General features: G+C 73.1%; 24 protein-coding genes. 12 read left to right on the forward strand and 12 right to left on the reverse strand.

What is annotated here, in order from left to right:
- Positions 1 to 71: 71 nt before the first annotated feature.
- Positions 72 to 689, reverse strand: a complete 618-nt coding sequence (locus tag I8N68_RS22140; protein ID WP_200213478.1) for a pyridoxamine 5'-phosphate oxidase family protein — start codon at positions 687 to 689, stop codon at positions 72 to 74.
- Positions 690 to 848: 159 nt separating this feature from the next.
- Here I8N68_RS22140 and I8N68_RS22145 point away from each other — a divergent pair, with 159 nt between their 5' ends.
- From I8N68_RS22145 to I8N68_RS22155, 3 genes are read left to right on the forward strand one after another with little or no spacing between them, the layout of a single operon-like run.
- Positions 849 to 1,355: a DUF2231 domain-containing protein gene (locus I8N68_RS22145; RefSeq protein ID WP_200213480.1), complete on the forward strand. Its 507-nt coding sequence runs from the start codon at positions 849 to 851 to the stop codon at positions 1,353 to 1,355.
- Entirely contained in the window at positions 1,352 to 1,906 is a 555-nt protein-coding gene (locus tag I8N68_RS22150) for an Hsp20/alpha crystallin family protein (protein ID WP_200213482.1), read from the forward strand. The genes I8N68_RS22145 and I8N68_RS22150 overlap by 4 nt, the downstream gene beginning before the upstream one ends.
- A gap of 6 nt (positions 1,907 to 1,912) precedes the next feature.
- Complete coding sequence (locus I8N68_RS22155) at positions 1,913 to 3,019, forward strand: glycosyltransferase family 9 protein (RefSeq protein WP_200213484.1); 1,107 nt, start codon at positions 1,913 to 1,915, stop codon at positions 3,017 to 3,019.
- An 8-nt stretch (positions 3,020 to 3,027) separates the two neighbouring features.
- Here the strand turns inward: I8N68_RS22155 and I8N68_RS22160 are convergent, their stop codons facing one another.
- Both I8N68_RS22160 and rfaE2 read right to left on the reverse strand, forming a co-directional pair.
- Complete coding sequence (locus tag I8N68_RS22160) at positions 3,028 to 3,906, reverse strand: glycosyltransferase family 2 protein (RefSeq protein ID WP_200213486.1); 879 nt, start codon at positions 3,904 to 3,906, stop codon at positions 3,028 to 3,030.
- Positions 3,903 to 5,819: a D-glycero-beta-D-manno-heptose 1-phosphate adenylyltransferase gene (rfaE2, locus tag I8N68_RS22165; protein ID WP_200213488.1), complete on the reverse strand. Its 1,917-nt coding sequence runs from the start codon at positions 5,817 to 5,819 to the stop codon at positions 3,903 to 3,905. Before rfaE2 ends, I8N68_RS22160 begins: the two co-directional genes overlap by 4 nt.
- A 162-nt stretch (positions 5,820 to 5,981) precedes the next feature.
- On the opposite strand from rfaE2, the gene I8N68_RS22170 reads away from it, so the two are divergent.
- Entirely contained in the window at positions 5,982 to 7,658 is a 1,677-nt protein-coding gene (locus I8N68_RS22170) for an MDR family MFS transporter (RefSeq protein WP_200213489.1), read from the forward strand.
- 108 nt (positions 7,659 to 7,766) lie between these two features.
- Positions 7,767 to 8,783 carry a COG1361 family protein gene (locus I8N68_RS22175; protein ID WP_200213490.1) on the forward strand — a complete coding sequence of 339 codons (1,017 nt, stop codon included), beginning with the start codon at positions 7,767 to 7,769 and terminating at the stop codon, positions 8,781 to 8,783.
- Positions 8,784 to 8,810: 27 nt separating this feature from the next.
- On the opposite strand, the gene I8N68_RS22180 is transcribed toward I8N68_RS22175, so the two are convergent.
- A complete protein-coding gene (locus I8N68_RS22180) occupies positions 8,811 to 9,302 on the reverse strand; it encodes an NUDIX domain-containing protein (protein ID WP_200213491.1) in 492 nt (163 codons plus the stop codon).
- Positions 9,303 to 9,373: 71 nt separating this feature from the next.
- Between I8N68_RS22180 and I8N68_RS22185 the strand changes: the two genes are divergently transcribed.
- Positions 9,374 to 11,008: a fatty acid--CoA ligase gene (locus I8N68_RS22185; RefSeq protein WP_200213824.1), complete on the forward strand. Its 1,635-nt coding sequence runs from the start codon at positions 9,374 to 9,376 to the stop codon at positions 11,006 to 11,008.
- Between the two features lie 185 nt (positions 11,009 to 11,193).
- On the opposite strand, the gene I8N68_RS22190 is transcribed toward I8N68_RS22185, so the two are convergent.
- The 6 genes from I8N68_RS22190 to I8N68_RS22215 all read right to left on the reverse strand — a co-directional run bounded on the left by I8N68_RS22190 (position 11,194) and on the right by I8N68_RS22215 (position 15,797).
- The gene (locus tag I8N68_RS22190) at positions 11,194 to 12,207 is read right to left on the reverse strand and encodes an NADPH:quinone reductase (protein ID WP_200213493.1); all 1,014 of its coding nucleotides are present in this window, start codon (positions 12,205 to 12,207) and stop codon (positions 11,194 to 11,196) included.
- 168 nt (positions 12,208 to 12,375) lie between these two features.
- The gene (locus tag I8N68_RS22195; protein WP_200213496.1) at positions 12,376 to 13,029 is read right to left on the reverse strand and encodes an HAD family hydrolase; all 654 of its coding nucleotides are present in this window, start codon (positions 13,027 to 13,029) and stop codon (positions 12,376 to 12,378) included.
- A 38-nt stretch (positions 13,030 to 13,067) separates the two neighbouring features.
- On the reverse strand, positions 13,068 to 13,328 hold the full coding sequence (locus tag I8N68_RS22200; RefSeq protein ID WP_200213498.1) for a YciI family protein: 261 nt from the start codon (positions 13,326 to 13,328) through the stop codon (positions 13,068 to 13,070).
- A 62-nt stretch (positions 13,329 to 13,390) separates the two neighbouring features.
- Positions 13,391 to 14,221, reverse strand: coding sequence for an SCO6745 family protein (locus I8N68_RS22205; protein WP_200213827.1), 831 nt, complete (start codon positions 14,219 to 14,221; stop codon positions 13,391 to 13,393).
- 137 nt (positions 14,222 to 14,358) lie between these two features.
- Positions 14,359 to 15,030 (reverse strand): FKBP-type peptidyl-prolyl cis-trans isomerase, encoded by a 672-nt coding sequence (locus I8N68_RS22210; protein ID WP_200213501.1) that lies wholly within the window; start codon positions 15,028 to 15,030, stop codon positions 14,359 to 14,361.
- A gap of 116 nt (positions 15,031 to 15,146) precedes the next feature.
- Entirely contained in the window at positions 15,147 to 15,797 is a 651-nt protein-coding gene (locus I8N68_RS22215; protein WP_200213504.1) for a DUF4241 domain-containing protein, read from the reverse strand.
- Positions 15,798 to 15,915: 118 nt separating this feature from the next.
- Between I8N68_RS22215 and I8N68_RS22220 the strand changes: the two genes are divergently transcribed.
- On the forward strand, positions 15,916 to 16,308 hold the full coding sequence (locus I8N68_RS22220) for a PPOX class F420-dependent oxidoreductase (RefSeq protein WP_200213506.1): 393 nt from the start codon (positions 15,916 to 15,918) through the stop codon (positions 16,306 to 16,308).
- Between the two features lie 56 nt (positions 16,309 to 16,364).
- Here I8N68_RS22220 and ku read toward each other — a convergent pair whose 3' ends face one another.
- Positions 16,365 to 17,390: a non-homologous end joining protein Ku gene (gene ku / locus I8N68_RS22225; protein WP_200213515.1), complete on the reverse strand. Its 1,026-nt coding sequence runs from the start codon at positions 17,388 to 17,390 to the stop codon at positions 16,365 to 16,367.
- A gap of 85 nt (positions 17,391 to 17,475) precedes the next feature.
- Between ku and ligD (I8N68_RS22230) the strand changes: the two genes are divergently transcribed.
- From ligD (I8N68_RS22230) to I8N68_RS22250, 5 genes are all read left to right on the forward strand, one after another.
- A complete protein-coding gene (gene ligD / locus I8N68_RS22230; RefSeq protein ID WP_200213525.1) occupies positions 17,476 to 18,417 on the forward strand; it encodes a non-homologous end-joining DNA ligase in 942 nt (313 codons plus the stop codon).
- Positions 18,407 to 19,324 carry a non-homologous end-joining DNA ligase gene (gene ligD, locus I8N68_RS22235; RefSeq protein WP_200213527.1) on the forward strand — a complete coding sequence of 306 codons (918 nt, stop codon included), beginning with the start codon at positions 18,407 to 18,409 and terminating at the stop codon, positions 19,322 to 19,324. The genes ligD (I8N68_RS22230) and ligD (I8N68_RS22235) overlap by 11 nt, the downstream gene beginning before the upstream one ends.
- A gap of 61 nt (positions 19,325 to 19,385) precedes the next feature.
- Positions 19,386 to 19,904: a SigE family RNA polymerase sigma factor gene (locus I8N68_RS22240; protein ID WP_200213530.1), complete on the forward strand. Its 519-nt coding sequence runs from the start codon at positions 19,386 to 19,388 to the stop codon at positions 19,902 to 19,904.
- 6 nt (positions 19,905 to 19,910) lie between these two features.
- Positions 19,911 to 20,798, forward strand: coding sequence for a hypothetical protein (locus tag I8N68_RS22245; RefSeq protein WP_200213532.1), 888 nt, complete (start codon positions 19,911 to 19,913; stop codon positions 20,796 to 20,798).
- Positions 20,799 to 20,913: 115 nt separating this feature from the next.
- Positions 20,914 to 22,011, forward strand: a complete 1,098-nt coding sequence (locus tag I8N68_RS22250) for a hypothetical protein (protein ID WP_200213534.1) — start codon at positions 20,914 to 20,916, stop codon at positions 22,009 to 22,011.
- Here the strand turns inward: I8N68_RS22250 and I8N68_RS22255 are convergent.
- The gene (locus I8N68_RS22255) at positions 21,999 to 22,736 is read right to left on the reverse strand and encodes a hypothetical protein (protein ID WP_200213537.1); all 738 of its coding nucleotides are present in this window, start codon (positions 22,734 to 22,736) and stop codon (positions 21,999 to 22,001) included. The two genes, I8N68_RS22250 and I8N68_RS22255, sit on opposite strands and share 13 nt — an antisense overlap.
- Positions 22,737 to 22,785: the final 49 nt, after the last annotated feature.

The raw sequence follows: 22,785 nt of genomic DNA on the forward strand, positions 1-22,785 counted from the left end.
ACCGCCCAAACGTCAGCCGCTGCTGGCGGGGCGGCCCGCGCCGCCGGTGGGCCGGGAAGGAGTGGGGCGGGTCAGGAGTAGATGCGCCGGGCGTAGTCCGGGCCGTAGTGGCGTTCCAGGTCGGCGAGGCTCTCCGCCGGGGCCTCCACCTCCTTGATCAGCCGAGGCCGGGACGGCAGCGCGTCCGGCTGCCAGGTCTCCGGCTGCCACAGCTGGGAGCGGAGGAACGCCTTCGCGCAGTGATAGAAGATCTGCTCGATCTCCACCACCACGGCCAGCACCGGGCGATGCCCCTTGACCACCATGTCGTCGAAGAACGGCGCGTCCCGGACCAGCCGCGCCCGGCCGTTGATCCGCAGCGTGTCGGTGCGCCCGGGGATCAGGTAGATCAGCCCGACGTGCGGGTTGTCCAGGATGTTGCGGTAGCCGTCCGCCCGGCGGTTGCCCGGCCGCTCCGGGATCGCGATGGTCGTCCCGTCCAGCACCAGCGTGAAGCCGGGCGGGTCACCCTTCGGCGAGACGTCGCAGCTGCCGTCCGCGCCCGCGGTGGCGACCAGGCAGAACGGCGAGGCGGCCAGCCACTGCCGGTCCCGCTCGTGCAGCAACGTCCGCTCCTTGGCGGCGGCCCGGGGCAGCGGCGCCCCCAGCAGCTCGCGCAGCTCCTCGTGCGAAGTGATCTCCACCGTCACGTGCGCCTCCCCCGTCCGTTGACCCTGGTGACGGCCGGTGCGGACCGCCCGGCCCGTCGCCGCCAGCCTAGGCGAGCGCGTCGATCGCGAGGTTTGCCCGTCCAGCCGACGGGTACCGCGTAACCCGCAGCGCGCTCGGACGCGACCGATGGAGGCCCCATGGAGAGCCGACTGAAGGTGCTCGGTCATCCCGTGCACCCGATGCTGGTGATGTTTCCGGTGGGGCTCCTGGTCACCGCGGTCATCTTCGACGTGGTGGACACCGTCGGCGGGCCGGACTTCCTCGGCGAGGTGGCGTACTGGAACATCACCGTCGGTCTGGTCGTCGGCCTGCTGGCCGCGGCGGCCGGCAGCGTCGACCTGCTCGCCCTTCCCACCGGCACCCGGGCGAAGCGGGTGGGTCTCACCCACGCCGCCGCCAACCTCGCGGTCATCCTGCTCTTCGCCGCGGTCTGGGTGGTCCGGCTCAACGCCGACTCGCGGGCTGCCGGGGGTGCCCTGATCGCCATCGAGGTGGTGGCCGTGGCGATCCTCGGCATCAGCGCCTGGCTCGGCGGGGAGCTGGTCGACCGGCTCGGCGTCGGGGTCTACCCGCAGGCCGACCTGAACGCCCCCAGCTCGCTGCGACCCCCCACGGCGAACCAGCGGATCGGAGACGTGCGATGACGGAACAGTCCAGCGGTGGTGGCTTCGGCCGGGGCTGGCGCGGCCGGCAGCAGGGGTGGGATCCGATGGGCGAACTGCAGTCGCTGCGCGCCGAGCTGAGCCGCCTGGTCGGCGGCCGGTCGGGGAACCCGGACGTCGAGCTGACCGAGATCGCCGACGGGTGGGAGGTCGTGGTCCGGCTGCCCGGGGTGGCGCCGGAGGAGGTGGCCGTCGAGCTGGACGACCGGGAGCTCTGCGTCCGGGCGCGCTCGGAGGCCGAGGTCAACGCCGACCAGGGCATCCCGGGCGGCTTCGAGACGCGCGGCTTTGAGTACCGGGTCGACCTGCCGTCGCGGGTGGACCCGGACCGGATCGACGCGGTGATGGACCACGGTCTGCTCCGGGTGCGGCTGCCCCGGGCGGCCCGGCCCGCGCCGCGCACCATCACCGTCGGCCGCACCGGCTTCCAGCAGGCCGGCCCGCCCACCGGTACGCGCACCCTGGCCGATCCGGCGGCAGACCGGGAGATGCACCACCCGGACACCACGGTCGACGAGATCGACCGGCCGTAGCGGCGCGTGGACACCCCGTCCCTGCTCGGCCCGGTCGGCGAGCGTGTCCCCGACGTCGAACGGATCGCCGTGCTCCGGGCGAACGCGCTCGGCGACTTCATCTTCATCCTGCCCGCGTTGGAGTCGCTGCGGGCCGCGTACCCGGCGGCGGAGATCGTGCTGCTCGGCGCCCCCTGGCACGCGAAGCTCTGGCGCGACCGGCCCGGCCCGGTGGACCGGGTGCTCGTCGTGCCGCCCGCGCCCGGCATCCGCGACCCCGGTCCGGACGAGCCGGAGTCCCCGATGGACGACTTCCTGGCGGTGGCCCGGAAGGAGCGCTTCGACCTGGCCGTGCAGCTGCATGGTGGGGGCGGCAACTCCAACCCGATCGTCACCGGGCTGGGCGCCCGGGTCACCGCCGGGCTGCGGGCCGAGGACGCCCCGCCGCTGGACCGCTGGATCCGGTACGTCTACTACCAGCACGAGGTGATCCGCTACCTGGAGGTGGTCGCCCTGGTCGGGGCGCCCGCCGCCACGATCATCCCGGCGCTCGCGGTCACCGACGCCGATCGCGCGGAGGCCCGGCAGGTGCTCGGCGAGCCGGGGCGACCCCGGGTGGCGCTGCATCCGGGGGCCACCGACACCCGGCGGCGCTGGCCGCCGGAGCGCTTCGGGGAGGTCGCCCGTGCCCTGGCCGGCGACGGGTACGAGGTGCTGGTCACCGGCACGCCGGCCGAGCGCGAGGTGGTCGAGGCGGTGGTGGCGGCGGCCGGGGCACCGGTGCGCCCGCAGGTCGGCACGCTCAGTCTCGGCGGGCTGGCCGCCTGCTACGCCGGCTGCGCGCTGATGGTCTCCAACGACACCGGCCCGCTGCACCTGGCCGCCGCCGTCGGCACCCCGACGGTCGGCGTCTACTGGATCGGCAACCTGATCAACGGGGCCACCCCGCTGCGCGCCCGGCACCGGCCGATCGCCTCCTGGACGACGCAATGCCCGGCCTGCGGCATGGACTGCACCCGGGACATCTACCCGCACCGTCCCGGCGGCGGCGAATGCCCGCACCGGGACTCGTTCGTCGCCGACGTGCCGGTGGTCGAGGTGGTCGAGGCCGCCCGCGAGCTGCTCGCCGGCTGACCCGGCGGTCAGGCCGGCTGTGGGGTGTCGGACTCGGTGAACACGACCTCCCAGGCCTCCACGTCCCGCTCGGTCACCGTGGTCGGCGCCTCCAGGTGGTAGGCCCCGCTGGGCAGCACGCCCGCGCCGCCGTGCCGGGCCATCACCGCGAGCTGCGCAGCCACGTCCTCGCCCTGGTGCCGCTCGGGCAGCCGCCGCCAGAACTCGAAGCCGCCGGCGTCGACCAGCTTGGCCCGGTCGTAGAGCACGCAGCCGCCGATCCAGGAGACCTTGTACGCCCGCCACGCGCCCGCCGGCAGCCGCAGCTTCTCGGTGACGTGCAGCAGGTTCGCCGCCGGGTGGATGGATGCCCGCTGCCACTGCGGGGTGCCGGGGCGGACCCGCTCGGGGACGGGCGGGCCGTCCCACTCCTCGTAGTGCGCGTGGGTCTCCGGCCGGACATCGTCGGCGTACGACAGGCCGTGCACGGCGTTGCCCACGAAGCCGCAGCCCAGCTCGCGGATCGCGGTGACCAGCCGGGAGAGGGTGCCCGGTTCGAGCCAGACGTCGTCGTCGAGGCAGAGGACGTACCGGGCGACGGACCGGTCCAGCAGGGAGGCCCGGTGCTCGGCCAGGCCGCGTCGGGGTAGCCGCTGGGTCAGCAGCACCGGGTGGCCCCGGTGGCGCAGCACCCGGGCCATGGTGGCGGCCGCCGGGTGCCGGTACGCCGGCTCGTCGTCGGACTGGTCGCTGACCACCACCCCGAAGTCGGCCACGCCCTCTTGGCCGGCCAGCCCGGAGAGGGTGACCGCCAGTTCGGCCGGGCGGTTGCGGGTGGGGATCAACACGTCGAGCTGCCGCGGCCGGCGGAACTGCTCGGTCGTGCCGGGGTCGAGCGGTCGATTCACGCCGGCCCGCCCGGCACGCCCTCGGTGACCGTGGAGGGCCGCGGCGTGGCGCCGTTGCCGGCGACCGACTGCGCCCGGATCCGTTCGATGATCGCCGAGGTGGACCGGTCCGGCACGTAGCCGAGCGTGCGGACCTGGCCGCCCAGCCGCCGCACCAGCGGCGCCTCCGGGACCATCTCCGGCGGGTAGTCGCCGCCCTTGACGTAGACGTCCGGGCGGACCGCCTCGATCAGCGGCGCCGGGGAGTCCTCCTCGAAGACCACCACGTGGTCGACGCACTCCAGCGCCGCAAGCAGCGTTGTCCGGTCCTCCACCGGGTTGACCGGCCGGTCCGGCCCCTTGAGCCGGCGTACGCTGCCGTCGGAATTGACCGCCACGACCAGCAGGTCGCCGAGCGCGCGGGCCTGGGTCAGGTAGCGGACGTGCCCCGGGTGCAGCACGTCGAAGCAGCCGTTGGTGAAGACGACCGAGCGCCCGGAGCGGCGGTGGTCCTCCACGATCGCGGTCAGCTCGTCGGCGTCGACCAGGGTCGGGTGGCCGGTCTCGTCGGTCCCGGCGCCCAGCGCCGCCAGCAGGTCCTCCCGCCGGCACACGCAGGTGCCGGTGTCGGAGACGGTGACGGTGGCGGCGAGCTGGGCGAGCTGGGCGGCGGTGGGCAGCGACGCGTCGGCGGCCAGCGCCAGCGTCATCGCCGCCAGGTACGCGTCCCCCGCACCGACCGCGTGGCTGGCCGGCACCGGCGTGCTGTGGCTGCGCCGCGGTTCCCCGTCGGCGCCGCCGACCACCGCGCCCTCGGTGTCCAGGGTGACGGCCACCACGTCGGCACCGGTGTGCGCGCGCAGCTCCTCCAGCCGGGACTCGGCCAGCACCGCCCGGTCGACCCCCTCGCCGGCGGCGGCGTTCACGGTGACGCCGGTGCCGGTGACGCTGAGCCCGTCGCCGGTCATCGCCACCCGGTCCTCCCCGGGCGTCGGCTCCCCGGTCGGCCCGCCGGCCGTCCGCGCGCCGATGCCGGACCCGGCCGGGCCGGGGCCAGTGCCCGGGAGGTGGCCCTCCCCGGCCGCCGGGTGCGGGTCGGCGTCGTGCGGGCGCTCGCCCGCCCCACCGGGGGCCGCGCCGACGCTGAGCTCCGACGGGCCGTCCGCCGGGTCGGCGGCCGGATGGTCGAGATGCAGCTCGGGGCCGGTGTGCTCGCGAGGTGCCGGGCGCGGGCCGACGGTGAAGCCGACCGCGGCGCGGGCCAGCAGCCGGGCCGCCTCGGCGAAGCTCGGGGTCACCACGGTCGGGTTGAGGCCGCGCCAGTCGGCCAGGTCGTGCGCGTCGAGGGCGACCGTGGCGTAGCGGTCCCGGTTGGTGACCAGCCAGGCGCGTACGGCCGGGGGCAGCGCGCCCAGGCCGTAGTCGCAGACCACCAGCGTCGGCCGGCTGCCCGTGGCGGCCTTCAGCTCCTCGGTCGCGCAGTCGAGCGCGGTGAGCAGGCGCGCCACGCCGCCGTCGTCGAGCGCGTCCTCCGGGTTGCCGGAGTCCTCGCGCAGCAGGATCTGGTTCCCGGCGAGCATCCGCCGCTTGACCGGGGTCGGCCGGCCGGGCTGGTTGACCGTCCGGTCCCAGACGGCGGCGCGGTCGAGGCAGTCGTGCAGTTCGTCGCCGGCCACGTCGGCGCCGACCGGCGCCACCAGCACCGCCCGGCCGCCGAGGGTGGCGACGTTGACCGCCGTGTTCGCCGCCCCACCCGCCGCGGAGATGCGCCGGCGCAGGCTGAGGACCGGGGCGGGGGCCTCGCGGCAGAGCCTCTCGGACTCCGCGAACCGCCACTCGTCCAGCATGGCGTCGCCGACGACCAGCACGGGACGTCCCTGCCAGTCCGCCACGACGGTGGCGAGCCGGCGCTCTTGCGCTGCTGCTCCTGCCATGCCTTCCGGGGTCCCCTCAGCCATGCCCGTCAAACCTGGCGTCCGCGCCGCTGGGCGGGTCCGTGGTGCCGGTGCGCCGGTCCGGGCCGCGCTTCGGGCACCGACCTTCGGATTTCCCTCGCCGTCCGGGCATGTTCCGGGAGGCGCGGGAAAGAAGGCGGGATGACGACCGAAGCCCAAGCCGGGCCGGTGCTGCACGCCCGCCAGATCCGCCTGCTGATGGTCGGGCTGATGACCGGGATGCTGCTGGCCGCCCTGGACCAGACCATCGTGGGTACGGCGCTGCCCACCATCGTCGGCGAGCTGGGCGGGATCAACCACTACTCGTGGGTGGTGACCGCATATCTGCTCGCCTCCACCGCCTCCACCCCGCTGTATGGCAAGATGGCCGACCTGTACGGGCGCCGCCCGGTGTTCCTCTTCTCGATCGGCACGTTCCTGCTCGGCTCGCTGCTGGCCGGCCTGTCGCAGAACATGACCCAGCTGATCCTCACCCGGGGCGTGCAGGGGCTCGGCGCGGGCGGCCTGCTGACGCTGGCGTTCACCATCATCTCGGACGTGGTGTCGCCCCGGGAGCGCGGTCGCTACCAGGGGCTGTTCGGCGCGGTCTTCGGGGTGTCGTCGGTGGCCGGGCCGCTGGTCGGCGGGTACTTCGCGGAGAACAACTGGCGGTGGATCTTCTACATCAACGTGCCGCTGGGGATCCTGGCGATCGTGGTCTGCTACCACGTCATGCGGCTGATCCCGTTCCAGCGCCGGGAGCACGCCATCGACTGGCTCGGCGCGGGGCTGCTGGTCACCGGGGTGAGCAGCCTGCTGCTCGCGCTGAGCTGGGGCGGCAACCAGTACGCCTGGGGCTCCGGCGTGATCATCGGGCTCTTCGTGGTCGGCGCGGTGCTCGGGGTGGCCTTCGTGCTCCAGGAGGCCCGGGTGGCCGAGCCGATCCTGCCGCTGCGACTGTTCCGCACGCCCACCTTCGCGCTGGCCAACTCGGCCGGCTTCGTGCTCGGCCTGGTGATGTTCGGGTCGATCATCTTCATCCCGCTCTACCTGCAGATCGTCAAGGGGGCCTCGCCGACCGCCAGCGGTCTGCTGATGCTGCCGATGATGGCCGGCATCATCGTCACCTCGGTGCTGACCGGGCGGGCGATGAGCCGGATCGGGCGGTACAAGTGGTTCCCGGTGTCCGGCTCCGTGGTGCTGCTGACCGGCATGCTTCTCTTCACCCGGCTCCAGGTGGACACCTCGCTCTGGGTGGCGTTCGGGTTCATGGTGGTGATCGGCGTCGGCCTGGGCCTGTGCATGCAGTCGCTGATCCTGGCGGTGCAGAACGCGGTGGACGTCCGCGACCTGGGGGCCGGCACGTCCTCGGCGACCTTCTTCCGGTCGTTGGGCGGCTCGTTCGGGGTGGCCATCCTCGGTGCGGTGCTGTCGTCGCAGCTCACCCGCCACCTGGCCGACCGGCTGCCGGGCGCCATCGCGCAGCTTCCGCCCGACCAGCGAGCCGCGGTGGCGGCCAGTGGCGGCGCGGACATCTCGATCAACGACCCGGCGACCATCCTCGCCCTGCCCGGCCCGGTCCGGGCCGCCATCCAGACCGCGTTCACCGATTCGCTGCACCTGGTCTTCCTGACCACCGGCCTGATCGCCATCCTGGCCGTCCTGGTCACCCTGGCGCTGCCCGACCACCAGTTGCGCGGCACCGGCCCGCAGGGCGCCACCGGCGGCGCCGACCCGCTGGGCGGCAAGGCCGCCGCCCCCGGCGGCAAGCCCCTGTCGAAGGAGTCCAGGGCGGAAGCCGCCGCCGAGATGGAGTCCAAGAGCCAGACGATGCTCTAGTCACCCGACGGAACGGCGGCGGTCGGGCGGCCCGCCGGGCCGGGGTGCCAGGCTGGTGATCAGCATCGACGGGCGTAACGAAATCGCGGTGGGCGGCGTCCAAAGGAGATGGGACCGCCTCGTGGTGGTCCGCGGCCGAACCCGGGCGGGTCCGCCCGGGTGGCCGGCGCCGCCTCCGAGCCGTCTGCGGAGCGGCCCTCCTTCGACCGGGGGACGTCCATGCTCCAGTACCGCACCCGCCGGATCATCCGTACCGGCCTCGCCATCCTCGCTCTCACCGTCGCGCCGGCCGCCGTCCTGCCGTCCGGCCCGGCCCTCGCCGCCCCGCCGCCCCGGGCGGACCTCCAGCTCGACCTGACCGCCGTGACCCCGGTCGCCATGATCCAGCCGGACGGCGCGCTGGTGCACCTGCGCGCCGCCGTCAACAACATCGGCGCGGCCGGGGTGGACGATCTCACCGTCACGCTGAAGCCGCCGGCCGGCAGCCGGATCGTCGGCGACCCGAGCTGGCAGTGCGACTACACCACCTTCGTCTGCGTGAACATCTACGGGCCGGTGCCGGCCGGTGGCACCGCCGAGCCGCTCAGCATCTACCTGTCACTTCCGGCCGGTGCGGCGGGCACGGTCGCGACCGTCAGCGCGACCGCCGCCACCAGCGCCCGCGAGGCCTCCCGGACCAACAACACCGACCGGGTGAGCGTCACCTACCAGCCGATCGCCGACCTCACCCTGCTCCCCGGCGACGCCGGCGGGGTGTACCCGGAAGTCGAGCTGCCCATCTCGGGCGGCGACCGGGCGGTCACGTTCACTGTCCGGAACGACGGTACGGGCACCGCCCAGGACCTGCGGCTGGTCATCGAGTGGCCGGAGGGCGTCACCCGGAACATCGCTCCCGTCGCCGGTACCACGAACTGGCAGTGCGAGTTCGCCGCCACCTCGGTCGTCTGCACGGCCGGACCGCTCGCGCCGGGCTCGACCGCGGGGATCTACATCCCGCTGACGTTCCCGGCCGGCACGCTCGACCAGCGGATCGCCGTCCACGGCTCGGTGACCACCTCGGGTCCGGAGTGGCAGACGGACTCGAACAACGTCGCGGACGCCTGGTTCCGCTACGCCGAGATCTGACCGTCGGACCGGCTGGTCCTCGGGTGCCTACTTGAGGATCAGCCGGTTGGTCTGCTCAAAGACGTCCAGGTCGGCGAGGGTTTCGTTGACGCTGGCGGAGAGCGGGGCGGGGAACTCCGCCCGGTGGAAGAAGTCGGCGTCGGTGGTCTCGTCGGTCACCCGGGCCAGTTCGCCGTCCCACTCGTCGACCCGGAACGCGGTGGTGAAGATCTGGTACCGGTGGCCGTACATGTTGGTGTGGGTGCGGTCCGGGCCGGTGTAGAGGGCGAACGCGCTGACCCGCAAGGCGCGCAGCCCGGTCTCCTCACGCACCTCGCGGACGGCGCAGTCGGCGATCGACTCGCCCAGTTCCATCGCGCCGGCCGGCATCGCCCACTGGCCGTTGTCCGAGCGCTGGATCAGCAGCACCCGGGCGGCGTTGTCGCGGACCACGGCGCGGGCGCCGACGAACATCAGGGTGCGGTCACCGGCGAGGGCGCGCAGCTGCCCCACGTACGAATCGGCCCAGGAGATGCTCACCTGCGACAATTTACGGGGCTTCCCAACGTGTGACCGCCGACACTAGCTTGTTACCCATGCGTAGCACGATGATGGACGCCCCCCTTCAGGTCGCCCGGATCCTCGAACACGGCTCCACCGTGCACGGCACGGCGGAGGTCGTCACCTGGACCGGTGCCGAGCCCCGCCGGATGTCGTACGCGGAGGTCGGGCGGACCGCCGCCCGGCTGGCGCACGCGCTGCGCGACGAGTGCGGGGTGACCGGTGACGAGCGGGTCGCCACGTTCATGTGGAACAACAACGAGCACCTGGCGGCGTACTTCGCCGTGCCCAGCATGGGCGCGGTGCTGCACACCCTCAACCTCCGACTCTTCCCCGACCAGGTCGCCTACATCGCCAATCACGCCGAGGACCGGGTGGTGCTGGTCGACTCGACCCTGATCCCGCTGCTCGCCCGGGTGATCGGCGAGCTGACCACGGTGCGGCACGTGGTGGTGGTCGGCGGCGGCGACCCGGCGCCGCTGGTGGCCGCGGCCGGCGACCGGATCACCTTCCACCACTGGGACGCCCTGCTGGCGGGCCGGCCGGAGACGTACGACTGGCCGGAGGTGGACGAGCGGGACGCCGCCGCCCTCTGCTACACCTCCGGGACCACCGGCAACCCCAAGGGGGTCGCCTACTCGCACCGCTCGATCTACCTGCACTCGCTGCAGGTGTGCATGCCGGAGAGCTTCGGGCTCGGCCCCCAGGTGCGGGAGCTTGCCATCGTGCCGATGTTCCACGCGATGTCCTGGGGCCTGCCGTACGCGGCGTTCCTCTCCGGTGCGTCGCTGATCATGCCCGACCGCTTCCTCCAGGCCGCGCCGATCGCCGAGATGATCGCCGCCGAGCGGCCCACCCTGGCCGGCGCGGTGCCGACCATCTGGACGGACCTGCTGGCCTACCTGGACAGCCACGACGTGGACACCTCCTCGCTGAAGGAGGTGATCATCGGCGGCTCGGCCTGCCCGCCGGCGCTGATGCACGCGTTCCACGAGCGGCACCACATCGAGGTGATCCACGCCTGGGGGATGACCGAGATGTCCCCGCTCGGCTCGGTCTCCCGGCCGCCGGCCGGCGCGACCGGCGAGGATGCCTGGCGGTACCGCTACACGCAGGGCCGGGTGCCGGCCGGGGTCGAGGCCCGGATCGTCGGTCCGCTCGGCGAGCCGCTGCCCGCCGACGGGACGTCCGTCGGCGAGCTGGAGGTCCGCGGGCCGTGGGTGACCGCCCGGTACGTCGGTGACGAGACCCCGGACGAGGAGAAGTTCCGCGACGGCTGGCTGCGGACGGGTGACGTCGGCATGCTCTCGCCGGACGGCTACATCACCCTCACCGACCGGGCCAAGGACGTGATCAAGTCGGGCGGGGAGTGGATCTCCTCGGTCGAGCTGGAGAACGCCCTGATGGCGCACCCCGCGGTGCTGGAGGCGTGCGTGGTCGGCGTGCCCGACGAGCGGTGGGACGAGCGGCCGCTGGCGACGGTGGTGGTCCGGGAGGGCGCGTCGGTGACGGCCGAGGAGTTGCGCGACTTCCTGGCGAAGTCGGTGGCCCGCTGGCAGTTGCCCGAGCGGTGGGCGTTCATCGACGCGGTGCCGAAGACCAGCGTCGGCAAGTTCGACAAGAAGGTGGTCCGTTCCCGGTACGCGGACGGCGGCCTTGAGGTGCGGGAACTGACCGCGTCGTAACACTTTCCGGCGTACCGTCGCCTGCACGGGTAGGGGCGTGATTCGAGAGAAGGCATCCCTCCCCAGGGGCGGCCCCGGCGTTCGCACCGCGCCGGGGCCGCCCGTCCATGGGGGCGACCCGCACGACAATTGTCGCGAAACTTGTTCGCCTCTGTCTCGATGACGGAGAAATCCGTTTCGTGGTCCTACGTCTCGCTCGTGGTGATGAGCACCTTACCGACCACCGAGTTCTCCACGGCCTGGTGCGCCGCCGCCGTCGCCTCCAGCGAGTAGTGGTGCAGCGGCAGGCCGGCCTCCTCGCCCACCCGCACCGCGCCCTGGGCCACCGCCGCCGCCAGGTCCGTCACCGCCTGCGCCTTGGCCGCCTTCGGCGCGGTGTAGATCAGCACGAACTGCCAGCGGGCGTTCGGCACCATCAGCGGCCGGATCGGCAGGGTCACCTCGTCGCCGCCGTCGTCGGCGTACACGCAGACCGCGCCGCCGGGGCGCAGCAGCTGGACGTCCGCGGCGGCGTTGCGCGCCGGCGAGACCTCGACGATCGTGTGCACCCCGTCGGGGGCGATCTTGCGGACCTCCTGGACCACGTCCTGCTCTCGGTAGTTGACCACGACGGAGGCGCCGGCCGCCGCCGCGAGCTGCGCCTTCTCCGGGCTGCTCACCGTGGCGACCACGCAGGCGTCCGCCCAGCGGGCGAGCTGGATCGCGGCGTTGCCCACCGCCCCGGCCCCACCCTGCACGAGCACCACGTGGCCGCTCAGGGCGCCGGCGTGCAGCTTCTTCGGCATGAACTCGCCGGCGGTGAGGCAGCGGTGCGCGGTCATGAAGGGGATGCCCAGTGCGGCCCCCAGGTCGAAGGAGGCGGAGCCGAGGCGCACCGTGTGCCGGACCGGGACCACCGTGTACTCGCTGGCGGTGCCCCAGGGGCGCTGCCAGGCCGCCTCCCAGATCCAGACCCGCGCGCCGATCAGGATCTGGTCGACCCCCTCGCCGACCGCCTCGACCACCCCGGCGCCGTCCTGCCCGGGGATCTGCCAACCGGCCGGGAGCGGCGAGGCCCGCCGGGCCTTCCAGTCCGTCGGGTTCACCCCCGACACGGCCATCCGCACCAGCACCTCGCCGCGGCCCGGCTCCGGCACCGGCCGGTCCACCAGTTGGAGCACCGAGGCGTCGCCGCTCTGCTCGTACACGATCGACCTCATCGCCGTCTCCTCCCCGCCGGATGCCGGCACCGCGGCCTGCGGTACCCGGCCGATCCCTGATCATTCCGATCCGCGCCACTCCGGAAACCGTACAACCAGGCAGTCGGCGGCAGAAGAGGGGCCATGCGGGACATACCGGTGGTGGTTCGGCCGCCCGCCCGCCGCGGCTCAGCCAGGGCGGTCCACCACCTCCGGGGTGAGCGCGTCGACCGACGGCAGCAGCACCGCTGCGAGGGCCCGCGCGTCCTCGTCCAGCGGATACGACCCGTGCGGGATCGCCACCACCCGCATCCCGGCGGCGGCCGCCGACCGCACCCCGTTCGAGGAGTCCTCGATCGCCACGCAGCGCGCCGGGTCGACGCCGAGCCGGGCGGCGACGGCGAGCCAGACGTCCGGCGCCGGCTTGCCCCGCGCGGTCTCCTCGGTGGACAGCGTCGCGCCGAAGGCGTCGGTCAGGCCGGTGGCCGCCAGCGCCGCCGCGATCAGCCGGGTGGGGGAGGAACTGGCCAGCCCCAGCGGCCACCGCGCGGCCATCCGGCGCACCACCGCGTCGGCGTCGTCGATCAGCGGTACGCGCTCCGCGTACCGCCGGGTCATCTCCGCGACCACCTCGGTGGCGACCTGCTCGGCGCTGCGGTCCACGCCCAGTTCGCCGCTGAGGTAGCCGGCCCACTCGCCGGTGCTCATCCCCATCAGCCGGCGCTGGGTGTCCGGCTGCCACGTCCCGCCGTGCGCGGCCACGTACGCCCGCCGGACCTCCTCCCAGACCGGCTCGGAGTCCACGATCACGCCGTCCAGGTCGAAGATCACCGCGTCCACCATGAGCCCATCCTGCCCGACCCGCCCGCCGGCGGGCCGGCTCAGGTCAGGAAGGGCGCCCACTCCCGGACCCGGACGATCTCCACGCCCGGCGTGGTGTAGTACGGGTCGGCGGCGAGCAGCCGGTCCAACTCCGGCCGGTCCGGCACGTCGAAGACCAGTACCGCGCCCGATTCGTCGGCCAGCGGCCCGGTGATCCGTACCTTGCCCTCGGCGTGCAGGGCGGTGAGCCGCTTCCGGTGGGCGGGTCGGGCGGCGAGCCGTTCGGGCCCGTCGGTGAAGGCGAGTTCCACGATCCACATGCCGGGCACGCTACGCCGCCCGGCGCCACCGTCGGGCCGCCCCCGGCAGAAACGTCCGGTGGTCAGCTCGGCTGGGTCGCCGGCAGGCCGATCGGGCTCTGCCTCGGGATGATGGTCCGGCACCGGCGGGCGATCGGGTCGAGCAACTCGCGCAGCCGATCGGTGCGCTCGGCGCCGAGCGCCCGCCACGGGCCGGCGGCGGCCCGGTCGGTGGCCTCCTCGACCGCCCGGAACGTGTCGATGCCGTGCGCCGTCGGCCCCCGGTCGGCGGTCAGCCAGCCGCGGTCGACCAACCGCTCCTCGGCGGCGACCCACTCCTCGTCGGTCCACCCCCGGGCCGCCTGGTGGAACTCCCGGGACTGGTTCACCCGGCAGCGCCAGGCCAGCACCTCGACCGGGTCCAGCCCGGTGCCGACCAGGGCGGCGACGTGCCCGTCACCGCGGTGCTCGCGCAGCGTGGTGGCCGCCTGCCAGAGCCGGGCCAGCGGGTACTCGCCCCGGGGCAGGGCGGCGTTGACCGCGCCCAGCACCCGGCCGGCGATCTCCACCCGGCCGGCCGCCTCCTCCAGCAGGTCCGCCGCCTCGACGAGGTGCGCCTCGGGCAGCTCGTAGGTGAACTCGGCGAGCGCCTGCACGGCACCGGTGAGCCGGGCCCGCAGCGCCTCCTGCGGAGTGGCCAGCCGCCACACCGAGGGCAGCGCCCGGGCCACCATCCGGGGCGCGAAGCTGAAGAACGCGGCGATCACCGGCGGGGCGTCCGTCGCGCCGAGCGGGGCGGCCCGGCCGGCGAAGTAACCCCGCCAGTAGCCGCGCAGCCCGACCGCCTCGTACGCGGCCCGGGCGCGCGGGTGGAAGTAGGTCACCGCGTGGACCGGCTCGAAGTGTGTCCACATCACCCGGGTCGGCCCGGGGTCGTCCAGCGCCGCCACGTGCACCTCCGGTTGGGTGGCCCGGTCACCGTCGGCGGGCGCCGCTGACGGTGACTGTGAACCTACTGCCGGTCGGTGACCGGGCGGAAGACCGTTGTGATCTACTGCGCGGCGAGCACGTCGACGACGAAGCGCAGCGGGCCGGCGGGCCGGCCGCCGGAGGCGTCGTTGCCGTACGCCAGCTCGGCGGGGATGTCGAGCTGCACCCGGCTGCCCACGGTCACCCCGACCAGGCCCTGGTCCCAGCCCTTGATGACCTGACCGACGCCGATCGGGAAGCTGGCCGGCTGGCCGTTGTTCCAGGAGGCGTCGAACTCCTTGCCGTCCTTGTAGAAGACGCCGACGTAGTTGGTGGTGATGGTCTGGCCGGCCTTCACCGCCGGGCCCTTGCCCTTGATCAGCGGGGTGACGGTGAGCTTGGTCAGCTCGCCCTTGCCCGGGCCGACCTGCGGCTTGCTGGCGAGCGCCGGATCCGCGCCCGCGGGGAGCTGCTGCTGCGGCGCGGCGGGCGCGGCGGCGTCGGTGGCCGGGGCGGTGGCGCTGGCCGAGGGGGTGCCGGCGGCGTCCTGCTTGTCATCGTCCCCGTTGTTCACGACGACGAAGACACCGATCAGCACCGCGACGACGGCGACACCGGCGAGCGCGCCGAGCAGCGACTGCCGGCGGCGCTTCGCCTCGGCCGCCTTCTTCGCCGCCAGCTGGGCGGCCAGCCGCCGCTCCGCCTTGGTGCCCGGGCCCTGGCCCGCCGACCGGTTCTGCACACGCTCGCTCACGTCGAACTCCCCTGCTGGGTGGTGGGTGCGGCCCGGCGGCCGCTGCCGAGGCCAGCGCACACGGTACCCGGCCCGACGCCCTCGGTGCCCCCTCGGCCGGCTCCGATTCCGACAGGTCAGCCCTTGGCGGGCAGCACCATGAAGTCCGTGACGAAGGACGCGATCCGGCCGTCGGCGGCGCGGCCGACCCAGGTGCCGTAGCAGCCGTCGCCCCAGCCCGACCAGACCGTCAGCACGTTCGCCCCGGTGGTCTCGTCGGTGACCGCGCTGACCAGCCCCGGGACCGGGCCGCGCTCGGCGTCCGGGTCTTCCGCGAGGAAGACGTCCTCGAGGTGGTCGTACTCCCACTCCTCCAGGGCGGCGAGCGCCACCGGGTCGGCCAGGGTGCCGGTGCCGGCGTCCACGCCGTACCCGAAGAAGTCGTCGGCGCCCAGCTCCGCCGGATCCTGGCCGGCGACCAGGGCCATCTCCCAGCGGGCCACCGGCTCGTCCCGGATCACCAGCTCCAGCGCCGCCACCCGCCGGTCGGTGCCGCCGTCCTCCGCACGGATCGACGACACCCAGGCCCGTGCCGGGTACCGCCCGGGGTCGACGGAGGCGGTGTACGGGTCGTTCTCCGCGCCGGTCAGCGGATCGCAGCCCACCACCCGGCCGGTCGGCAGGACCACCTCGCCGGCCGGGTGCACCTCCAGCACGTGCTCACCGCACTCGTCGGTGAAGCGGGTGCCGGCGGTGAGCAGCCGGGCGAAGTCAGGGGCGTACGGCATCAGAGGTTCCTCTCGGGCCGGGGCGGCCGGCGAGAGCGTACCGGTGGGGTCCCTTACCGGGTGGACCGGCGGGCGCGATAGCCGGTGGCGGACGGCTTCCGGCGGTAGGTTCTCGTCCATGGCGATCCTCACCGAAGAAGACGTGGCCCTGCTCTCCGAGCCGCAGCTCGCGCACGTGGCAACCATCGAGGCCGACGGCACGCCGCACGTGACCCCGGTGTGGGTGGACACGGACGGCGATCACATCGTGTTCAACACCGCCAAGGGCCGGCAGAAGTACGTCAACATCGCGCGCAACCCGATGGTCGCGGTCTCGGTCGTCGACAAGGCGAACGACTTCCGCACGCTGTGGGTGAAGGGCACCGCCGAGTTCGTCGCCGAGGGCGCGGACGAGCACATCGACCGGATGGCGCAGAAGTACCTCGGGCAGGAGACCTACCCGTTCCGCCAGCCGGGCGAGGAGCGGGTCATCGTCCGCATCACCCCGACCGAGAAGCTGGGCCGGGGCTGACGTCGGCTGCCTCCTGCCGGCCGCGCGCCGGCAGGGGGCACGGCCATTGCGGCGGCTCAGGCGGTCTTGCGGGGGGCCGCCTTCTTCTCGGCGGCCTTCTTCGCCGGGGCCTTGGCCGCCTTCTTCTCCGCGGTCTTCTTGGCCCCCGCCTTCTTCGCCGGTTCCGCCTTCTTCGCGGCGGCGGCCTTCTTCGCCGGTGCCTTCTTCTCGGCCGCCTTCTTCGCGGGTGCCTTGGCGGCCTTCTGGGCCGAGCGGGCCGACGAGATCGGGGTCGGCTCGGCCGCCCCGCCGGCCGGCTCCTCGCCCCGGGCCGCCCGAGCCCGCTCGACGGAGGCCTTCAGCGCGGCCATCAGGTCCACCGCGGCGGCCGGCGCGGCCTCCACCTCCTCCGGCTGGACCACCTCGCGCCCCTCGACCTTCGCGTCGATGACCTCCTGCAACGCCGCCCGGTAGTCGTCGGTGAAGGCGTCCGGCGCGAACTCGCCGGCCATCGAGTCGATCAGCGAGCTGGCCATCGCCAGCTCCGGCGGCCGGACCTTGAGGTCCTCGTCCAGGAAGCCGAAGTCGGGGGTACGCACCTCGTCCGGCCAGAGCATCGTGTTGAGCAGCAGCACCCCCTCGCGGACCCGCAGGGTGGCGAGCTGCTCCCGCTGGCGCAGCGCCACCTTGACGATGGCCACCCGCTCGGAGTCGGCGAGCGCGTCCCGCAGCAGCACGTACGGCTTGGTGGCCGTCCCCTCCGGCTCCAGGAAGTACGCCTTGTTGTAGAGGATCGGGTCGACCTGCTCCGCCGGGACGAACTCCAGCACGTCGATCGCGCGCGAGCTGGTCAGCGGCAGGTCGGCGAAGTCCTCGTCGGTGAGGATCACCATTTCGCCGCCGCCGATGTCGTACCCCTTGGCGATGTCGTCGTAGGTGACCTCCTCGCCACAGACCGAGCAGGTGCGCTTGTAACGGATGCGGCCGCCGTCGTCCCGGTGCACTTGGTGGAAGCGGATGTCCTTCTCCTCGGTGGCCGAGTAGAGCTTCACCCCGATCGACACCAGGCCGAACGACACGGCTCCTTTCCAGATCGCCCGCATCCCGCGCTCCTCTCCCCGGTTCTGACCAGAATCGCAAAGGATCGAACTCCACGCACGCTCTTCGCGGCGCAACTACAGTCAGGAGGTGCCCGGCGCGCCGTTGAAGCCGATGCTCGCGATGACCGGGCAGCTCCCGGCCGATGCCGGCTGGGCGTACGAGTTCAAGTGGGACGGGGTCCGGGTGCTGGCGAACATCGCCGGCGGCCGGCAGCACCTGTTCGCCCGCTCCGGCGTGGAGATCACCGCCGCGTACCCCGAACTGATCACCCTGGCCGAGCAGGTCGACGACGCGCTGCTCGACGGCGAGGTGGTGCTCTTCAGCGCCAGCGGGCAACCCTCGTTCACCGCCCTGGCCGAGCGGATGCACGTCCGGGACCCCGCGAAGGCGGCCCGGCTGGCGGCGACCGTGCCGGTGACGTACATGATCTTTGACCTGCTCCGACTGGCCGGCGAGGACCTGATCGGGCGCAGCTACCGGGAGCGGCGGGCGGCGCTGGAGTCGCTCGGGTTGGGGGCCGCGCGCTGGGCCGTCCCGCCGACCTTCGGCGACGGCCGGGCCACCTACGCGGCGGCCGGTGAGCACGGCCTGGAGGGGGTGATGGCCAAGCGGGTCGACTCGGTCTACCGGCCCGGGGTGCGCTCGCCGGACTGGCTGAAGGTCAAGCTGGAGGTCACCGGCGACTTCGTGGTGGGCGGCTGGCGGCCCGGGGCGCGGAAGATCGGCGGGCTGCTGGTCGGGGTGCCCGGGCCGGACGGCCGGCTCATCTACCGGGGCCGGGTCGGCGGCGGGATCGGCGCCGCGCTCGAACGGGAGCTGCTGCGCGAGCTGGAACCGCTGCGCACCGGCGCGTCGCCGTTCGCCGGGGACGTGCCGCGCGAGGATGCCCGGGGCGCGATCTGGGTAACACGGCAGGTGGTGGTGGAGGTGAAGTACGGCCAGCGCACGCCCGACGGGCGGCTGCGCTTCCCCCGCATCCTGCGGCTGCGCCCGGACAAGCCGCCCGAGGAGGTCGACGATGCCAGCTGACCGGCTCAAGGTGGACGTCGAGGGACGCCCGCTGGAACTGTCCAACCTGGACAAGGTGCTCTATCCGGAGGCCGGCTTCACCAAGGGCGAGGTGATCGACTACTACACCCGGATCGCCCCGGTGCTGCTGCCGCACCTGACCGACCGGGCGCTCACCCGGATCCGCTTCCCCAACGGCGTGGGCGGCGGCTCGTTCTTCGAGAAGAACGCCCCGGCCGCCACCCCAGCCTGGGTACGCACCGAGACGCTGCCCGCCCCCGGTTCCACCAAGGGCCGGGAGACCATCGACTACGTGGTCGCCGACGACCTGCCCACCCTGGTCTGGCTGGCCAACCTCGCCGCCTTGGAGCTGCACACGCCGCAGTGGAAGGTCGGCGCGCACCCGGACATGATGGTGGTCGACCTGGACCCGGGCGCTCCGGCGGCGCTGAAGCAGTGCTGCCAGGTGGCGCTGCTGATGCGGGAACGGCTGGCTGAGGACGGCATCGACAGCTACCCGAAGACGTCGGGGAAGAAGGGCATGCAGCTCTGCTGCCCGATCGCCGGCACCCAGTCCTCGGATGACGTGTCGGCCTATGCGAAGCGGATCGCGCAGGAGCTGGAGAAGGCGCACCCGAAGCTGATCGTGTCGAAGATGGCGAAGAACCTGCGCCCGGGGAAGATCTTCATCGACTGGAGCCAGAACAACGCGGCGAAGACCACGGTGGCGCCGTACTCGCTGCGCGCCCAGTCGGTGCCGTCGGTGTCGACGCCACTGACCTGGGACGAGGTCGAGGCGGGCGCGGCGGGGAAGCGGCCGTCGGCGAAGCCGTACACGGCCGGTGAGGTGCTCAAGCGGGTGGAGAAGCAGGGCGACCTGCTCGCCCCGCTGCTGGACGGCGGCCCGGAGCTCCCGGCCGCCTCGTAGGCCCTTCGGATACGTCTGCAGCCCGTGACAACCTTTTGTGACACCGCCACGTGTTAGGGGCGTGACCGACCAAACGCAATCCCTCTCCGCGGCGGACCGGTCGTACGTCGCATTCGTCGAGGTGGCCTGGCAGCGACAAATCCGGCTGGCCATGCTGCTGACCGGTGACCGGTGGCGGGCCGAGGAACTGCTCCAGGACAGCCTGGTCAAGGTGTACGAGCGGTGGCGGCGGCTGTCCCGGCTCGACGACCCGCACGCCTACCTGCGCCGCGCCCTGATCAACAACCACACGTCCATCTGGCGACGGCGTCGCCGGGAGAGCCTCGTCGCGGACGTCCCCGAGCGGGCCACCCCGGCTGGCGACGTCGGCCCCGACGCCGTCGTCCTGCGCCGGGCGCTGCTGTCGCTACCAGCGAAGCAGCGCGCGGTCGTAGTGCTCCGCCACTACGAGGACCTGACCGAGCGCGAGGTCGCTCAGGTTCTGGGCTGCTCGGTGGGCACGGTCAAGAGCCAGAACGCGCGGGCGCTGGACAAGCTTCGCCACCTCCTCGATGAACCCTCCTACACGGTAAGCAGGTGACCAGTCATGAACACACTTGGTGAGCAGCTCGCCCACCGGCTGCACGGCATCGTCGACGGCGAACCGGACTCTGTACCCCCGGTGGGGGCGCTCCTCGATCGCGGCCGGCAGGCACGCCGACGCCGGACGACCACGATGGTCAGTGCGACGTGCGCGCTGGTGGCGCTGGGCGTCGCCACGGCGGCAACCGTGGCGGCGATGCCGACGTCGGGCCGTCCGGGCGTCACCGCCGAGGCGTCGTCCCGACCCGAGCCGGCCTCGCCGGCGATGGAACTGGTCTCGGCCGTCACCGCCAGCCAGAACATCAGTTACCGGATGCGGCTGACCAACTCGGGGCCGCAAGGACTGACGTACGAGGGCGCGTTCGACCCGAAGACGGCCACCGGGTACGTCCGTGTGCCGCAGGACGACTCGGTCATGACCGAGCTGCTGCTCAACGGCACCCGGTACATCGGTGGGGAACGACCGCTCGGCAAGTTGCCGGCCGACAAGGGCCGGGGCGAGACGTACGGCCGCTACGGTCAGTACCCGGGCACGTACGACAGGCTGTCCCTCTACGGCGACGGGCGTAGTGTCCTGGGCGCGGCGGCACCCGACCCGGCGGCGCTGTTCACGGCGTTGAAAAGCGCGAACGCGACCATCTCGGAGAACCCCGACGGGACGTTGCATTTCGGCTACACGACGTCGGAGGAGAAGGGGTCGACCACCACGTCCGGTGACGTCACGCTCGACGGCAACGGTCGGATCGCGAAGGTGGCACTCACCGGCACCTGGCAGTCGACGGCCAAGGGCCGGCTCGACAAGGGCACGTTTGCCTCGACGCTCGAACTGTACGACTACGGCGTCGCGGTGAAGGTGAAGCGCCCGGCGGACGTCGTCATGGTCAAGGAGTAATCCTCACGCCGAACTGCCCGGGCCCTGAGCGGCCCGGGCAGTTCGTTCCTTCTGGAACTCCCCTGCGGAGGAGGACGGGGCATCCATCCGCGCCGAGGTCCCGATACAGTTGCCCATGGACGCAGCTGAACTCGTTCGTGAGTTGGGCAGCCTGCCGGCGCTTCGCGTCCGGACGAGCGGCGCGCAGGTGCACGTGGCCGTGCCGGCGATCGACGACGGCCTTCGGCTGCACCCCGACGCGGTGCTCCGGGCGCACCGGATCTTCTCGCCGCGGGGCGAGCCTGCCCTGGAACTCGTGGTGCGGCACGACGACGGGCCACGGCCGCTGATCGTCCTCGACGACGACGTGGTGTGGGCGCCGGTCGACACCGACTCCCAGCTCGACGGCAGGATCCCGGTGCGGATCGCGGACATGCCGGCACTGGTGGCGTACACCGAGATGGAACGCGGCGGCGTCGCCGCGGCCCGCGCCATGGACCGGCCCATGGTCGATGTCGGCGCCGCCAGCGCCGCGCTCCTGCTGCACCGCTGCTTCATCGCGGGCGCCATGCGGTTCGGGATGCGGCCGGTACGCGCCGCGGCCTGGTGGCAACACCTCTCGTCCCGCCTCGGCGACGACTTCCACCTCGGGCGGTTCCGGCCGGACCGGGAATGGGACGACCTGCTGGCGGAGGCGCGCCGGGTGCGGCTGCTCCGCCCGGTGGAGCCCGCACCGCAGGATGTCGGGGCCGGGCTCGCCGCCCTGACGACCGCCGAGCTGAGGGCGATGGAGCCGGTGATGACGGTGGCCCGGGCGGACGAGGAGTTCCTCGCCTCGTGGCGGCGGTGGGTGCCCGTTCCACCGCGCCGGTTCCGCGAGCTGATCTCGGCGGGTCTGCCGGAGGCCACGTTCGAGGTCTCGCTCTACCCCGACGGTGGCTGCGGTGTCGACCTGCGGATCGCGCCGAACGGGCGGCTGCACGCCCTCCTCGAACTGCGCTTCTCGTTCCCGGAGCGGCGCGCGTGGCTCGATGAGATCCGGCTCACCGACGAGGTTGCGGGCACCGGGCTGTTCCAGCGACTCATGTTCAACGCGGAGGAACTCAGCAGGGAACTCGGCATGGAGTCGATCAGCCTGCTGGCAACCGGCGTGGGATCGTACGCCTTCCCACGGCAGGGCACCTATCCCACCGACCCCGAGTTGCACCGGTCGGGTCGGGATCAGCGCCGCTGATCCCGGCCGGCCAGCGTCCGGCGCAACTGGGCGATGGCCTCGGTCCCGACGGTCTGCTGAGTGGCCGTGACCAGCCGGGTGCACAGCGCCCGGGCGTTGTCCAGCGCGGCCCGGGCGTCGGTGATGTCCCGCAGCAACCGGTCGCGCTCGTCGTCGGCGGCGTTACGGATGTCCCGCACCTCCTGCCGGCGTACGCTCCGCACCTCGTCCGCCACCACCAGCACGAAATCCGTCCGGTCGAGGTCGAGCGCGGCGCCGGAGGGGCCGGGCCGGCTCGCCGCCACCGCCCGGGTGACGCTCTCGCCGGACAGGAAGAACAGGGTGCTGGTGGAGAACTGACTCAGGGCGGCCTGCTGCTGCCAACGGGTCAACAGCCCCGACTTGCCGTCGAGGAACGGCGCCACCGCGAAGGCGAACTCCACCTCGACGGTGGCGAGCAGAGCACGCGAACCCTCGACCCGGCTCCTGAGCTGATCGACGAGCGTGGACTGCCGGCGCAGCAGGGCGGCGAACTCCGTCAGATCGTCGGCTTGCGCGGTACCCGAGACCATCGAGCCGGCGAGGGCGAGGATCCGGTCACCGGTGAGGCACAGCTCCTGCAGGGTGAGGACGACCGCCATCAGTTCGGCGGCGACCTTCGCGTCCTGGGACACCACCCGGCGGTCGAGCAGGCGAGCGACGTAGGAGCTGACGATCCCGACGACCGTCGACAGCAGCTCGCCCATGCGCTGGCCCCGTTCCCGAGCGGGTGTGCCCGCGAGTTTAGTCGGCCCG

The organism is Micromonospora coerulea (assembly GCF_016598485.1).
Lineage (GTDB): Bacteria > Actinomycetota > Actinomycetes > Mycobacteriales > Micromonosporaceae > Micromonospora > Micromonospora coerulea.

Bases quoted from the DNA above. Each gene is read 5' to 3' on its own strand.
- I8N68_RS22145 (WP_200213480.1), top strand. From the start codon at position 849: ATGGAGAGCCGACTGAAGGTGCTCGGTCATCCCGTGCACCCGATGCTG.
- I8N68_RS22150 (WP_200213482.1), top strand. From the start codon at position 1,352: ATGACGGAACAGTCCAGCGGTGGTGGCTTCGGCCGGGGCTGGCGCGGC.
- rfaE2 (WP_200213488.1), bottom strand. From the start codon at position 5,819: ATGGCAGGAGCAGCAGCGCAAGAGCGCCGGCTCGCCACCGTCGTGGCG.
- I8N68_RS22170 (WP_200213489.1), top strand. From the start codon at position 5,982: ATGACGACCGAAGCCCAAGCCGGGCCGGTGCTGCACGCCCGCCAGATC.
- I8N68_RS22175 (WP_200213490.1), top strand. From the start codon at position 7,767: ATGGGACCGCCTCGTGGTGGTCCGCGGCCGAACCCGGGCGGGTCCGCC.
- I8N68_RS22185 (WP_200213824.1), top strand. From the start codon at position 9,374: ATGGACGCCCCCCTTCAGGTCGCCCGGATCCTCGAACACGGCTCCACC.
- I8N68_RS22190 (WP_200213493.1), bottom strand. From the start codon at position 12,207: ATGAGGTCGATCGTGTACGAGCAGAGCGGCGACGCCTCGGTGCTCCAA.
- I8N68_RS22195 (WP_200213496.1), bottom strand. From the start codon at position 13,029: ATGGTGGACGCGGTGATCTTCGACCTGGACGGCGTGATCGTGGACTCC.
- I8N68_RS22200 (WP_200213498.1), bottom strand. From the start codon at position 13,328: ATGTGGATCGTGGAACTCGCCTTCACCGACGGGCCCGAACGGCTCGCC.
- I8N68_RS22205 (WP_200213827.1), bottom strand. From the start codon at position 14,221: ATGTGGACACACTTCGAGCCGGTCCACGCGGTGACCTACTTCCACCCG.
- I8N68_RS22215 (WP_200213504.1), bottom strand. From the start codon at position 15,797: ATGCCGTACGCCCCTGACTTCGCCCGGCTGCTCACCGCCGGCACCCGC.
- I8N68_RS22220 (WP_200213506.1), top strand. From the start codon at position 15,916: ATGGCGATCCTCACCGAAGAAGACGTGGCCCTGCTCTCCGAGCCGCAG.
- ku (WP_200213515.1), bottom strand. From the start codon at position 17,390: ATGCGGGCGATCTGGAAAGGAGCCGTGTCGTTCGGCCTGGTGTCGATC.
- ligD (WP_200213527.1), top strand. From the start codon at position 18,407: ATGCCAGCTGACCGGCTCAAGGTGGACGTCGAGGGACGCCCGCTGGAA.
- I8N68_RS22245 (WP_200213532.1), top strand. From the start codon at position 19,911: ATGAACACACTTGGTGAGCAGCTCGCCCACCGGCTGCACGGCATCGTC.
- I8N68_RS22250 (WP_200213534.1), top strand. From the start codon at position 20,914: ATGGACGCAGCTGAACTCGTTCGTGAGTTGGGCAGCCTGCCGGCGCTT.
- I8N68_RS22255 (WP_200213537.1), bottom strand. From the start codon at position 22,736: ATGGGCGAGCTGCTGTCGACGGTCGTCGGGATCGTCAGCTCCTACGTC.